This window comes from Vibrio sp. AH4 (assembly GCF_030710545.1).
GTDB classification, from domain to species: Bacteria; Pseudomonadota; Gammaproteobacteria; order Enterobacterales; family Vibrionaceae; genus Vibrio; species Vibrio metoecus.
In genome coordinates, this window is the sequence record NZ_JALAIV010000003.1 from 1,015,783 (window position 1) to 1,028,617 (window position 12,835).

14 protein-coding genes are annotated in these 12,835 nt (G+C 47.4%); 10 read left to right on the top strand and 4 right to left on the bottom strand.

The features are described 5' to 3' along the window. Positions 1 to 82: 82 nt before the first annotated feature. Complete coding sequence (hutX, locus tag MKA69_RS17850) at positions 83 to 586, bottom strand: heme utilization cystosolic carrier protein HutX (RefSeq protein WP_305848606.1); 504 nt, start codon at positions 584 to 586, stop codon at positions 83 to 85. Between the two features lie 16 nt (positions 587 to 602). Then, positions 603 to 1,964 (bottom strand): heme anaerobic degradation radical SAM methyltransferase ChuW/HutW, encoded by a 1,362-nt coding sequence (gene hutW, locus MKA69_RS17855; RefSeq protein WP_305848607.1) that lies wholly within the window; start codon positions 1,962 to 1,964, stop codon positions 603 to 605. Positions 1,965 to 2,205: 241 nt separating this feature from the next. Between hutW and MKA69_RS17860 the strand changes: the two genes are divergently transcribed. The 6 genes from MKA69_RS17860 (at position 2,206) to MKA69_RS17885 (ending at position 6,665) form a co-directional block, all read left to right on the top strand. Beyond that, on the top strand, positions 2,206 to 2,904 hold the full coding sequence (locus MKA69_RS17860; RefSeq protein WP_001050156.1) for an energy transducer TonB: 699 nt from the start codon (positions 2,206 to 2,208) through the stop codon (positions 2,902 to 2,904). Further along, positions 2,904 to 3,593, top strand: a complete 690-nt coding sequence (locus MKA69_RS17865) for a MotA/TolQ/ExbB proton channel family protein (RefSeq protein ID WP_055030160.1) — start codon at positions 2,904 to 2,906, stop codon at positions 3,591 to 3,593. The genes MKA69_RS17860 and MKA69_RS17865 overlap by 1 nt, the downstream gene beginning before the upstream one ends. Beyond that, positions 3,586 to 4,002 carry a biopolymer transporter ExbD gene (locus MKA69_RS17870; protein ID WP_000597694.1) on the top strand — a complete coding sequence of 139 codons (417 nt, stop codon included), beginning with the start codon at positions 3,586 to 3,588 and terminating at the stop codon, positions 4,000 to 4,002. The genes MKA69_RS17865 and MKA69_RS17870 overlap by 8 nt, the downstream gene beginning before the upstream one ends. Before the next feature lie 10 nt (positions 4,003 to 4,012). Continuing rightward, a complete protein-coding gene (locus tag MKA69_RS17875; protein ID WP_000779341.1) occupies positions 4,013 to 4,846 on the top strand; it encodes a hemin ABC transporter substrate-binding protein in 834 nt (277 codons plus the stop codon). A 98-nt stretch (positions 4,847 to 4,944) separates the two neighbouring features. Continuing rightward, on the top strand, positions 4,945 to 5,886 hold the full coding sequence (locus MKA69_RS17880; RefSeq protein ID WP_371131886.1) for a FecCD family ABC transporter permease: 942 nt from the start codon (positions 4,945 to 4,947) through the stop codon (positions 5,884 to 5,886). Further along, positions 5,886 to 6,665, top strand: a complete 780-nt coding sequence (locus MKA69_RS17885) for a heme ABC transporter ATP-binding protein (protein WP_305848608.1) — start codon at positions 5,886 to 5,888, stop codon at positions 6,663 to 6,665. The genes MKA69_RS17880 and MKA69_RS17885 overlap by 1 nt, the downstream gene beginning before the upstream one ends. Positions 6,666 to 6,836: 171 nt before the next feature. On the opposite strand, the gene MKA69_RS17890 is transcribed toward MKA69_RS17885, so the two are convergent. Next, a complete protein-coding gene (locus MKA69_RS17890; RefSeq protein WP_001126284.1) occupies positions 6,837 to 7,298 on the bottom strand; it encodes a TetR family transcriptional regulator in 462 nt (153 codons plus the stop codon). 492 nt (positions 7,299 to 7,790) lie between these two features. Here MKA69_RS17890 and MKA69_RS17895 point away from each other — a divergent pair, with 492 nt between their 5' ends. Next, positions 7,791 to 8,093: a YfcZ/YiiS family protein gene (locus tag MKA69_RS17895; protein ID WP_055027347.1), complete on the top strand. Its 303-nt coding sequence runs from the start codon at positions 7,791 to 7,793 to the stop codon at positions 8,091 to 8,093. Between the two features lie 145 nt (positions 8,094 to 8,238). Continuing rightward, complete coding sequence (locus MKA69_RS17900) at positions 8,239 to 8,838, top strand: hypothetical protein (RefSeq protein ID WP_055044030.1); 600 nt, start codon at positions 8,239 to 8,241, stop codon at positions 8,836 to 8,838. 66 nt (positions 8,839 to 8,904) lie between these two features. On the opposite strand, the gene MKA69_RS17905 is transcribed toward MKA69_RS17900, so the two are convergent. Continuing rightward, entirely contained in the window at positions 8,905 to 10,026 is a 1,122-nt protein-coding gene (locus MKA69_RS17905; protein WP_055030157.1) for a 1-acyl-sn-glycerol-3-phosphate acyltransferase, read from the bottom strand. A 166-nt stretch (positions 10,027 to 10,192) separates the two neighbouring features. Here MKA69_RS17905 and MKA69_RS17910 point away from each other — a divergent pair, with 166 nt between their 5' ends. After that, on the top strand, positions 10,193 to 10,801 hold the full coding sequence (locus MKA69_RS17910) for an AraC family transcriptional regulator (protein ID WP_134818180.1): 609 nt from the start codon (positions 10,193 to 10,195) through the stop codon (positions 10,799 to 10,801). Between the two features lie 148 nt (positions 10,802 to 10,949). Beyond that, entirely contained in the window at positions 10,950 to 12,818 is a 1,869-nt protein-coding gene (locus MKA69_RS17915; protein ID WP_055035322.1) for a methyl-accepting chemotaxis protein, read from the top strand. The last annotated feature ends 17 nt before the right edge of the window (positions 12,819 to 12,835 follow it).

Below are 12,835 nucleotides of genomic sequence, written 5' to 3' on the forward strand. Positions count from 1 at the left end.
ATTTACTCGTGGACAATTCGGCGCATCTTGGCAGCCTCAAACTCGCTTCACCAACGGCGCCATCAAATAAAGTGGGCAATAATTATTGTTGATGTTGCTGCTGCATGGCTTTAAAGCGCGCCACTTGCTCCGGAAGCAGTTCACGCTTTTCATCTCGCCCTAAATAAATCTTGAACGCATTTTCGCCTTGTGCAGTGAAAAAACCAAAGTAATGGCTTTCTCGCCCCATAAACGGTTTGCTAACTAAAGCAACATGGCTAATGTTTTCTAGTTTAAGGTGACCATGCAGCTCCCCTTCTCGGCCCATTAAATTGTAGTAACCTCGGGCCAACTTCCCTTTTGGAAAGGGGGCTTTCACTTCAAAAATACAACCTGCAACCGTCATAATAGTCGTGACTGGCCCCCAAGCCGGCAGGCTTTCTAAAATCGTTTGTGCTTGAGCTCCGTCAACCACCGCCACCATCTCTTGGGGTAATGAGTTGATGATGTCAAACTCCGTGACTGCCAGTAGTTCTGCCATCGCAGCAGGTAATAAAGTCGGTTGTTGCTCAAGCAATTGAGCCACTTTTATTTGTAGTGATTCCATTATTTTTCCAGTCTAGTTATGCGATACGCTGCTGTTGATCTTGGTACGAGTGAATGAGAACGTGAATGCAAGCTTGCGCCAAACTCACTGACCAAAAACGGCCTGCCATAGTAAGAGTTAAATATTCTTGATCGAGTTCCACTAAGCCTAACGCCTGCCAACGAACAAAGAGCGGTTTTAGCCAGTCAAACGTGGGGCGCTGATTGCAGGACGGCAAGCGAGATTTGGCCACCACACCAGAATCAAAACCCGATTTTAAGGCAGCAAAGACTGGCTCATAGCTGTGTTGGCGAGCCATCATAGCGACGACAGATTGGCCATTTTGCATTGCCTCAAGATAAGTAGAAAGTTGGCGATGTTGCATTAAAGAGTAACCACCGAGGTTCCCCCCCGCTCCGCAACCTATCGGTAAAACTTCGGCGTACGTTTTTGCCAAACTGTTGTATAGGCTCCGCTCACGGTTATCACGCGTCCAATGATTGACGCTCAAAGGGCGCAAATGATGCTTGGCCATAAACTCCGCCCCGATTTGATACAAGGTGGCTTTATCGGGTGTGGTGGCTGGCGGTGGTAATTTACCTTTTTCAACCAGATTGAGCATCGGCGCGCTACCGCCAACGACAAGCTGATACAAATCAATACCTTGTGCACCAGTTTGCATGAAATCTTGCAAGTCTTGTTCAAACACTTGTGCCGTTTGGTATGGCAGCCCATACAGCAGATCAATGACGATAGGCGCTTGCTGTGTCGCGGCTAAAGAGGCAATTCGTTCCATCACCACTTCACGATCGTCCAAGCGTTTGGCTCGACGGCGAACCTGAGTATTAAAACTCTGTACTCCAAACGAGAAGCGATTGAAGCCCCCTTCCAGGGCTTGCTCAAACATTTCATCACTGAAGCGATGAATGCGGCCTTCTAGGGTAATTTCACAATCGGTCGATAGTGGGAATGAATCACGAATCGCCTTACCTAGCGTACGAATTTGCTGTGGAGACAGCTCCGTAGGTGTTCCTCCGCCAATATAAACTGCATGAAAAACGCCTGTTTGCGTCCATGGCAACGCCGCTTTTTGCTTAATCTCGACCAATAGCGCTGCAAAATACGCATCAACCAACTGACGGCTGGCCGCATTTTGAAAAAAATTACAGAAAGTACAGCGTACTCGACAAAAAGGCACATGGATGTATAGGCAACGAGCATGTTGGCGCAGACTGGTCGATTGCGTAATTTGTTGCCAAACCTGCGCTTGTTCATGTGCAGCAACTGGGCTCACACTGCCCCCCGCGTGAGCAGAATGCTTATTTTTGAAAGCAAAACGCAGCGGATCTGACGTATCTGCCCCCACAATCGATTCATCAAAACTATCTAACATCAACATACTATTTCTCTCGCTAACACCCATGTGATAAGGGTTGCGCTTCATTCCATCTGATAGAGGCAAAATCATAAAATGATGCTAATGATAATGCAATTGATAATTGATATTATTTGAATATAAGATAATAATAGTGACTCAATGAGCTAGGCGATGAGAGCACGCTCGTCTCTTCGCTCTCACGACAGTATGAATTTGCCATTCGGTATGGAAATGGCACCATTGATCAGTAAGGAAGGAAGACGTGAATCTGAAGAGGTATGTTATTGCAGGGGGGCTTTCTATCGCTTTTCATGCTGTATTGCTTATCACGACGGATGAAGCCCAAGTGTTTGCTATGCCTGCTGGAAATCCAAATCCATCGGTTTCGATTAATCTGGTCGCGATGCCCAAACCTTCTGCCCCTGCCGAGCCGGTCACCAGCCAACCAGTGCCACCTGAAGAGCAGGTAAAACCGGCGCCAGCCAAACCGAAAATCGAAAAGACCAAACCCACGCCTAAACCCAAAGTGGTGAAAAAACCCGTTCCTGCAGCGCAAGCAAAACAAGCTCCAGTGAGCAAAACCAATACCGAAAAGCTCGACACATCCGTGAATGAGCCCAAAAGCGAGCCAACGCAGGCGAAACCGACCACCGCGAGCCAAGGGGTCAGCAGTCAGCCTATTTTGGTCGACAAACCCGCTTTTGTGACCACGCCAGTACAACCTCGTTACCCTCGAATTGCACAAAAGAGGGGGATCGAAGGTACGGTGATGTATGAAATCTGGCTTGATGAGCAAGGTAATCAGATCAAACAACAACTGCTCACCTCATCAGGCACCGCAATTTTGGATCAATCCGCTCTCGAAGCGATTAAACAATGGAAGTTTTCTCCACGCGTTCTCGATGGTGTGCCTGTTGCACATCGTGTTCATATCCCTGTTCGTTTCAAATTGGAAGGCTAATGGAATCGTTACAACAACTCCAACAACAACTCGGCCTAATGGCGTGGCCACTTTTCATTTGTTCAGCATTAACCGTGATGCTACTGGCTGAGCGCCTTTTCCAAGTGCTACTTAGTTTAACCGTAGGTAAAGGTGCAATTCGCCAAGCGCTGGACGCCGTTTCACCCAACAACCCCACACAACTTGCAGAATTGACCAAACATTTCACGGGGAAACGTCCTGTACTTTATCGTGGCGTTGCCATGCTTCTGGCTCATCACCAGTTTGAAAAATCCCTGCGTGAAGATGCCGCAGGCATCTGGCTACAAGAACAGCGCCATCAGTTTAATTCTGGTCTACGGTTATTGACGCTGATCGGCGTGATCAGCCCTTTGCTCGGCTTGTTGGGTACCGTTCTTGGCTTGATTGACATGTTTAAAGGCGTTGCCGCCACGACAGGCAGCATTACCCCGAATGTTTTGGCAGATGGCTTAGGCATTGCAATGTACACCACCGCAGCCGGTTTGATGATAGCCGTACCAGCCGTGGCGGGGGCTCAATTGCTCAATCTGTGGGCGGATCGAACTATGGCCAAACTGGAACACTCATTGAATTACGTCAACCTTTGGCTAGAAGGCATGACCCTCCATACCAATGCTTCGATATCCGTGGTCTATCCCCAAATTTTAACGGTGGAAAACAATGATTAAATCTTCCACCAAACCTGCTGATTTCGGGCTAACGCCTGATCTCACCCCGTTGCTCGACATCATTTTCATCGTGATGGTGTTTTTGTTGCTGACGGCTTCCGTACGTTTGGAATCTTTGGACGTCGCCCTGCCTACGACGGATTCTCCAGTGGTGAGCGATGTGAATAAAGAGTCTATTACTATCAATATCTTAGCAACAGAGCCTTATTGGGCGATCGATGGAAAAACCTACCTTGATTGGCACAATTTCTCATTGGCGCTGCTTGAAACCGTACAAAGCAATCAACGACCTATAGTGATTGCTGCCGATCAACGTGCAGAAGTTCAACAGTTGGTCAAACTGCTGAGCTTTTTACAAGAACATGGCATTCCAGCAACTCAGTTGCTGACGGATACTCCTCACTCTTAATGGAAACAAGATGAAACTTACTCAATCCTTCGTTGTGTTGCTGGCCTGCTGTACATCGGGTATCAGCGTGGCTCAAGAAAGAATCGTCAGTGCTGGCAGCGCCGTCACTGAGCTGATGCTCGCCCTAGGAGCAGAAAAACAGTTGGTCGCCGTAGATGTGACTAGCGAAGTTCCAGATTCACTTAGCCTGCCAACGATCGGTTATCACCGTCGTCTAGCGGCGGAAGGTTTACTGGCTTTAAACCCAACTCAATTGATCGGTTCTGATGAGATGGGGCCAGAAACGGCATTGCAACAACTGCGTAGTGCTGGCATCCAAGTGAATATCATTAATAGTGAGGCTACGGCGCAAGGCTTATTGAACCGTATTGATCACATTGCTCAGCTCACGAAAACCGATGATGTCACGACACAGCATTTAAAAGAAACCGTGCAGCAACAGATCACCGCCTTGCAAGCTAAACAGCCTACTACTGCGAAAAAGGTTTTGTTTTTACTACTGCACGAAGGACGGGCAGCGAATGTAGCGGGCAGCAATACCGTACCAGACACGATAATTCGCTTGGCTGGCGCTCAAAATCCAGCAGAGATGATCGTTTCTTACAAACCGCTTTCAATGGAATCGATGATTGAAATGCAACCGGATATGGTCTTGGTCAGCGGCCGTAGCTTAGAAAAGCTGGGCGGAACAGAGGCCGTATTGAAAGCGGTTCCTATGTTGGCCGCCACGCCTGCCGGCAAGAACAAAAACATCGTAGCGATTGATGGCCATGCCCTCGTCGGGGGATTGGGATTGAAAAGTTTACAAGAAGCAAAACGTATTCAAGACCTGCTTTACCCTTGAGGCTCCCAGTGTTAAGACCATTCTCTATTGTCATCACCACAAGTTTTCTGCTATTGGCGGTGCTGTTTTCTGGGCTCTACTCCATTACCGTTGGCCCAATGAACATCACCATCACCGACAGTATTCAAAGCTTACTTTTTCGTTCCGATCAGCTCGCGGGCGCCGTTCATTTGGTGATTCACGATATTCGTTTACCGCGAACACTGCTGTGTTTACTGGTCGGCGCTATTCTGGCGCTCTGCGGCACTGCCATGCAGGGATTATTTCGTAACCCGTTAGCGGAACCTGGAATTATTGGTGTCTCTTCAGGTGCGTCACTCGGTGCCGCGCTCGCTATCGTTTTATTGAGCGAATTAACGTTCGAGTTCCCTTGGTTAAATGGTTTAGTATTACCTCTCGCCGCCTTTCTCGGAGGCGCAGTAACCACCGTATTAGTCTATCGTCTTGGCACCTCGAAATTTGGTACCTCAGTGACCATCATGCTACTTGCGGGGGTGGCAATCTCAGCTCTTGCCGGTGCAGGAATTGGCTATCTCAACTATTTAGCCAGTGATCAAATGCTACGTGATTTAACACTCTGGTCGATGGGGTCCATGGCCGGAGCGAGCACATCCAGCATTGTGCTCAGTGGCATCACGTTATTCATTTTGTTTGGTTATTTTCGTTGGCGAGCCATGGCACTCAACGCCCTACTCCTTGGTGAAGCAGAAGCGCGTCATCTGGGTGTACCAGTACAAAAACTCAAGCGCGAGATGATTATCTTGTCGGCAATGGGGGTCGGGGTTGCGGTTAGTGCAGCAGGAATGATTGGCTTTGTAGGCTTAGTGGTACCGCATATTGGTCGAATGTTAGTTGGACCCGATCATCGCAACTTGATCCCCATATCGACGCTGCTTGGCGCGCTGATGTTAACTCTCGCCGACATGGTCACGCGCGTGGCGGTGGCTCCTGCCGAATTACCGATTGGTATTGTCACCGCACTGGTTGGGGCGCCTTTCTTTTTATATCTGTTATTTCAACAAAAAGGTCGCATTTTCTGATGCACACAATTGCAATTCAAGGCTCTGACCTTTGTGTGGCTTATGGTTCACGTTCGGTACTCGACCATGTCGATATCACTTTACGCCGTGGTGAAGTCGCGGCATTACTTGGCCCAAACGGAGCAGGGAAAAGCACCTTACTCAAACTACTCTGTGGAGAAATGAGAGGTGCAGGTTCGCTGAATTATTTTGGTATTCCAGCTCAGGATTGGCCTGCGGAAAAGCTGGCGACCCATTTAGGCATCTTGCCTCAACAAAGCTCGCTGAGTTTTCCGTTCACCGCCCAAGAAGTCGTTGAACTTGGCGCGATACCTCTCAACTTACCTCGTAAGGAAGTAGAGAAAGTGGCGAGGCATTACATGCAAAAGACCGAGGTGTTGCATCTTGCCAGTAGTCTCTACCCGGCACTTTCTGGCGGTGAAAAACAACGTTTGCATTTGGCACGTGTGTTAACTCAACTTCACCAAGCCGGTGAACAACGTATTTTGATGCTGGATGAACCAACCTCGGCACTCGATCTGGCACACCAGCACAATACACTCCAACTCGCTCGTCAGTTAGCCGATGAAGAGGCCTGTGCCGTGGTAGTCGTATTGCATGACCTGAATCTTGCAGCGCAATATGCCGATCGTCTGATCTTGCTCCACCAAGGAAAGATTGTGTGTGATGCCGCACCTTGGCAAGCTCTCACATCAGAACGTATTGCACAAGTTTATGGCTATCACGCTCTCGTGGCACCCCACCCCACCCGCGATTTCCCGATGGTTTATCCGGCCTAATCTCCGTTAAAGACTCTTTCGTTCAAATAGCCAACCAAGGTATTGAAACGCGAGACAAGCAGAATTTGATGACGTTTCGAGTAACGCATCAAGCTAAACTGAGCCGCTAAGCAGAACGCTTAGCGGTTTCATATTTATATGAGATAAGTCGGTGGGTTGGTGTGAACGGGTTCAGTTCACCATGCTAACCAGAGAACGACCAAGCAGCCATTCCACTTCTTTTTGACTCTCTTGACCAAACTTCTCTTCCGCCATTTTATACAGGCGGCTCACCCCTTTATGGGCGAAATCATGAGCACGTTCAGCGGTCACAATATGGTGAAATAAGAGGCGCAAAATCGCCACAAACTCTGATTTCTCCATAGCGGCTAACCAACTGGCACGAAATGCACCGATATCATGCTCGAAATCGAGGTATTCCATGAACATCTTAAAAATCCGCCCATCAAGAGCAGAAGCAAAATCGGTTTTCTTAGGGAAATGATGGCTGATCCCCGTTCGTGAAACTCCGGTTTGCTGACTGAGTGTGGTGTAAGACATCTTGTCATAACCCAGTCGAAGCAACTGGTCGACAACCGCATCCATAATCGTCTGAATCGTCACTTCAGTATCTTCTTTACTACGCTTAGGCATGGTCAGGCTCTTTTCTAACGTCAATTCTTTGTCTGTTTTTACAGCAAGGAAACTCAATAGTTATTTTTCAAATGATCGTGGCGAAGGCAAAGAGGGAGCGAGTCGATCACCGTTTGACTTGCCCTTTCAATACTAGTCACTCGATAAGTGAATTCACTCTTTTGCATAAGCCTTTGTTAGTTTTTTGAACAAGGTCACTTGTCCAAGTCGATCATCACACTAAATCATATTTTGGTTGGCAAATAATCCAACAAACTATTGAGCGTGACAATGAACTGGTCGAAATTCTGACAATTTTCCGACACTTGGAACTCCAAATTACCGGAGAAGATCACATAAGTCCGCCATTGAACGTACCAACAAAGTGTTTGTTGATGAAAAATATGGCCACATATTCCTCTCTAAATTTCTCACCGTGCCACAGACCATTTTTGTGGCATAAGCAAGGAGAGAAGACTAAAATGGCCACATTATTAGTAAGAGGATTAGGGTATGAGTAACCAAACCTGTGTCGAAAATGAAGTATGTGAAGCTTGTGGTTGTGCAGGCGAAATCGGCTTTATCATTCGTGAAGGTGACGATGTCGCTGAAGTTTCTTTATTTGGCTCCGATAAAGCACATCTGGAAGGAAAACTGGCTGAGTACGTTGCCCTAGCAAAACAAGTGTGCGCCAACGTGGAATATGAAGTTGCACCAGCAGAGAGCGATGCCACTGAGTTACACGCGCGTTTTAAATTTGAAGTCAGTGCTGAAAAGCTGATTTTTGAACTGAAAACTCGTGCGTTAGCTCGCTAAGAGCACAGTACAATCCGAAGCGGGCTTTATGCCCGCTTTTGTTTACCCGCGCAAGAAATCGATCATATTCTAGATAAAGCGTATCCCCCTCTCAAAGATACTGTTTATACTTGCCAGACTCGTTATCTAGAATGAACCGTCATCAATGATATTCCGTATTATCACGCTCTCTTTTGCACTGATTGCTGGTTACTCACACGCGATTGCCCTTGACCTATACATGGTGCTCAATCATTTGGATAACTATGGCAACCTTGATTTACGTGGCAAACCTTACACTTCTCTGCCTGATAACTTTCATATCAAAGGCAATCTCAATATCGCCAAAACTGCCATGAAATCCCTGCCGAAAGGGATCATGATCGATGGCAGTCTTGATGCTTCAAACAGTTTGTTAGAAAAAATTCCTCGCGGAACCAAAATCAAAGGTTATGCCAATTTACTTGGTACTAAAATCCAATCTTGGCCTGCGGGAATAACCGTCGGGGGATACCTTAATTTGACCGACACTCCACTAACGAACTTGCCACCACGGTTGACGGTGAAAGGGGATTTAAGTGTGATTCGTACTCCGCTGACTGAACTGCCAGATGGGGTGGTAATTGAAGGGAATTTGTATATTGGGGGTTCAAAAATTACTCAGTTCCCCAATACGATGACGGTCAACGGCAATATTTTCCTAGGTGGCAACCAAATCAGCAAATGGCCTACCCAACTCACACTGGGTGGCGCTGTCGCCCGTTAAGTGGTTGGGTATATTGCTCACAAAAAAGAGGAGCAAAGGCTCCTCTTTGTGTTCATCGTCAAACCATCATGCCTTTTCGGGCGCAATATGATTACGGACAGGGTTTGCATACGCATCGAGCAAGTATTGATGCGCCCCCTCAGGCAGGTGCGCTAATTTTGCTTTTAGCACAGTGCGAACCTCATCACTGATGTCTTTATCACTCTGCCCCGCCGCTAAACGGTTGATTGGATACAACACGTAGTTTTGGTGGATCTGCCTGTCGATCTCTTGCGCTAACGCTTCTGGGGTTGCGAAAGGCTGTGCGATCACGTCACCAAACGCGACATGGATACGGCCTTTATCACCCACAATGCCTTGAATGATGCTTTCGATATCTTCGAATTCACCTTTTTCATAACGGCCTTGTGTCGCTTTCTCATACAATTCACAAGCTTTCGCGATGTCACAAGGATCGTTTTCATACGAGATCGATACAGGCACAATCTTCAAAGAGCGCATGTAATCCGCAAACTCTATTTTTTGACGACGTCCTTCCACGTGAAACATTTTCAAGATCGCAGGATCAGTCTGGTCGTTGCCGTCTTTGGCTCGCCCCTCTTTCTGTGCGATCCAAATAGAATGCCCAGTATCCAGTGAATGCTTAATGTAACCCGAGAGCGTGCCCAGTGCTTTCATCATTTCACGTGGACCTTTCGCCGAGCGTTTCACAATAAAGCTTTTATTCAAGCGCATCAGTTCTGTAGCACACGGTTTTTTCAGCAAGTTATCGCCAATCGCAATCCGTACGGTGCGGTGGCCTGCCATATGTAAACCGTAGTTAACTAGAGCAGGATCCATTGCAATGTCACGGTGGTTACAAATAAATAGGTAAGCCTCATCTTTGCTCAGCTTTTCCAAACCACTGTAGCTCACCCCTTGAGTGGTCTGTTCCAGCGTTTGGTCTAGATATTTTTTCACCTCAAGTTGAATGGCTTCGACGCTGTCTAGCTTCGCCCATTTCCGTTTAAGGTACAGTTTCACTAGCGGTGCCATTAAGGTACGCAGCCAAGCGGAATGATGTTTGAAACGATGCTGTAAAATCGCCGAGATAAACTCTTGGTCATTGATCAGACGAGAGAGTGCAGCCGGAATCTCGTCATCATTGTAAGGACGAATATCAATATAAGGATCAGTTGTTGAGGTCATAGGTTTGTACATCAGATAAAAAGCTGGCCTATTCTACGCATACTTAGCCATGCTATCAGCAAGGATGTCTAAGGTCAGACCAGAGTTACGTCATCCCAATCACGGGAATTGGCTTTTGATGCGATAAGCGTTAATCTTAGCGCCCTTAAAATTCCCGAGGCATCTTATGAACTACGCTATTCAGTCTGAAACGCGCCATTATCCCTACCTTGAGGTAACGGCACGTAAACGTACGCTAAAATACAGCCTGATCCGCGTTGAGCAAGGTTTATTGCTCTGTCGACTCGGGAAACACGAGTATGCCGTGGAACGCGGACAAACGCTTTGGATTCCTTTCGACTGCTTGTGTGGCCTCACATTTTTTCCTGATACTCAAATCACTCGCGTTGATTTTTCACTGCGCTTAAACACTCGCTTCCCGCACAATGCCGGATTGATCAAATGCTCCGAGCTTGCACTTGCGCTACTGCATCGCTTACAAAGTTGTGAACGCCACCACCCGGCATTTACTCATCTCACCCAATTACTCATGCTTGAGCTGACCACTGGTGACCCCAAACTGAAGATGTCGCCACTCACCCAAGCCATCGCGGAATGGCAACCGCAAGCGCATGCGACTGTCAGCAAAGAACAGCATGTGGTGTTACTGGTGCGTGAAGCGCTCAAACGCTCCCAGTCTGGAGCACAAACTCACAGCATTATTGAACAGCTGTTTGCCAATAGCGCAGAACAATACCAGCAACTTTGCCAACTTATTCTAGGACGCGCGTTATAAGTGCGCGATTGCACAGAATATATTCCAATATAAATCAAACAATTATCACAAACACAACACAAAAGTGTGAGCTCCCACTGGCTGAAGTGCAGAAACATAACTATAAATTTATTAATAACAATAACCCATAGTTATGAAAGGAATCACGATGAAATTCAGCCATAAAATTGTTGCTGCGTCGTCTGTACTTCTGCTTGCTACTATTGCGCTACTTTCTGGAAGCCAATACATAACCGTTCGCGGAGAAATCATGAAGATGGTTTCAGAAAGTGTGGATGAGATTGTTGACGGGGTAAGTAAAACCACCGCCTCCGTCATCGAGGGGCGTAAAAAACTCGCCTCTTATTCGACGAGTATGATTGAAAGCGATCTGTCTCCTGATCGTATCCGCACCGTTATAACCCAACCTATCATTAAGAACACCTTCTTGTTGGCGGGTCTCGGATTTGAAAAAGACGGTTCCAATATCAACAACGACCCAAGTTGGAACCCTGGCCCAACCTGGGATCCTCGTGTTCGCCCTTGGTACAAAGATGCGAAAGATGCAGGAAAACTGGTCATTACCGCCCCTTATGCCGATTCAGCTTCAGGTGAAATTCTGGTTTCCATCGCAACTCCAGTCAAAGATAACGGCACATTTGTGGGTGCGATTTTCTATGATGTGAGTTTGGCGGAACTGGCTGAGCTGGTGAATGAGGTTCATCTGTTTAATGCAGGGTACGTGTTTATCATTTCCGCCGATGGCACCACCATTGCCCACCCGAAAAAAGAGTTCAACGGCAAGCCGATGAACGAGTTCTTGGGTGAAACCAAAATCAATACCGTACCACACCAAGTGATGATGAACGGCAAACCCTACACAGTCAGCTTCTCCGCGGTAGAAGGTGAGAATTGGTATGTGGGTGTCGTGATTGATGAAGAAATTGCCTACGCTTCCCTGGCGAAATTAAGAAACAGTGCCTTCATCTTTACCGGTATTGCTCTAGTTATCAGCGTCTTCATCTTACTGTTTGTGATCCGCATACTGATGCGCCCATTGGATGCACTCAATGATGCCATTCAAAATGTCGCTTCTGGCGAAGGGGATCTAACACAGCGTCTAAGCACGAATACCGATGAAGAGTTCGCCAAACTCGCTGTGGGTTTCAATACCTTTACTGGCAACTTACAGAAACAGTTGATTCAATCCAAAGCGATTGGTGCGGAGATTTTACGCGGCTCAGAGTCCACATCAACGACCTTACATCAATCGGCAGAAGCGATGCGTTCTCAGCTTCATGAGTTGGAACAACTTGCTACGGCAATGCATGAAATGGCCACTACTTCATCAGATGTCGCCAATAATGCGCAAGGCGCCGCTTCTGCGGCAAAAGAAGCCGATGAAGCCGCCGCATCGGGAACCGACGTGGTCACCAAAACCACCAAAGCGATCGATACCCTTTCGGCCACCATCGATGCTGCCGTGGACGATGTGAAAGTGCTCGAAAGCGCGACAGCCAATATTGAAACGGTGCTGAAAGTGATTAACGACATCGCGGATCAAACCAACTTACTGGCGCTCAACGCAGCGATTGAAGCGGCGCGAGCCGGTGAATCTGGCCGCGGCTTTGCGGTGGTTGCCGATGAAGTTCGTACTCTGGCACAGCGTACTCAACAGTCCACGACTGAAATTCGCAATATGATTGAGAAACTGCAATCTGGAGCCAATGCGGTTGCGGTTGCCATGAGCCACAGTAAAGATACGGCCACCAGCGCAGTCAACCAAGCACAAGGCGCGAATGCCGCTCTGGAAAAAATCCGTTATGCCATTCAACAGATCAGCGATATGAATATTCAAATCGCTTCTGCGGCGGAAGAACAAAGCCTAGTGGCGGAAGAAATCAACAACAACACAGTGAAAATTAAAGATTTGTCGGATCAAGTCGCCACCTCGGCGGATGAAGCGAATATGTCAATGCAAATCCAAACCGAAAATATCCGCGAACAAGATGCGATTTTGAATAAATTCAAAGTGTAACCCTAGACAATAAACAA

Coding starts and splice junctions, on each gene's coding strand:
- hutX (WP_305848606.1), bottom strand. CDS start 586: ATGGAATCACTACAAATAAAAGTGGCTCAATTGCTTGAGCAACAACCG.
- hutW (WP_305848607.1), bottom strand. CDS start 1,964: ATGTTGATGTTAGATAGTTTTGATGAATCGATTGTGGGGGCAGATACG.
- MKA69_RS17865 (WP_055030160.1), top strand. CDS start 2,904: ATGGAATCGTTACAACAACTCCAACAACAACTCGGCCTAATGGCGTGG.
- MKA69_RS17870 (WP_000597694.1), top strand. CDS start 3,586: ATGATTAAATCTTCCACCAAACCTGCTGATTTCGGGCTAACGCCTGAT.
- MKA69_RS17875 (WP_000779341.1), top strand. CDS start 4,013: ATGAAACTTACTCAATCCTTCGTTGTGTTGCTGGCCTGCTGTACATCG.
- MKA69_RS17880 (WP_371131886.1), top strand. CDS start 4,945: ATGAACATCACCATCACCGACAGTATTCAAAGCTTACTTTTTCGTTCC.
- MKA69_RS17885 (WP_305848608.1), top strand. CDS start 5,886: ATGCACACAATTGCAATTCAAGGCTCTGACCTTTGTGTGGCTTATGGT.
- MKA69_RS17890 (WP_001126284.1), bottom strand. CDS start 7,298: ATGCCTAAGCGTAGTAAAGAAGATACTGAAGTGACGATTCAGACGATT.
- MKA69_RS17895 (WP_055027347.1), top strand. CDS start 7,791: ATGAGTAACCAAACCTGTGTCGAAAATGAAGTATGTGAAGCTTGTGGT.
- MKA69_RS17900 (WP_055044030.1), top strand. CDS start 8,239: ATGATATTCCGTATTATCACGCTCTCTTTTGCACTGATTGCTGGTTAC.
- MKA69_RS17905 (WP_055030157.1), bottom strand. CDS start 10,026: ATGACCTCAACAACTGATCCTTATATTGATATTCGTCCTTACAATGAT.
- MKA69_RS17910 (WP_134818180.1), top strand. CDS start 10,193: ATGAACTACGCTATTCAGTCTGAAACGCGCCATTATCCCTACCTTGAG.
- MKA69_RS17915 (WP_055035322.1), top strand. CDS start 10,950: ATGAAATTCAGCCATAAAATTGTTGCTGCGTCGTCTGTACTTCTGCTT.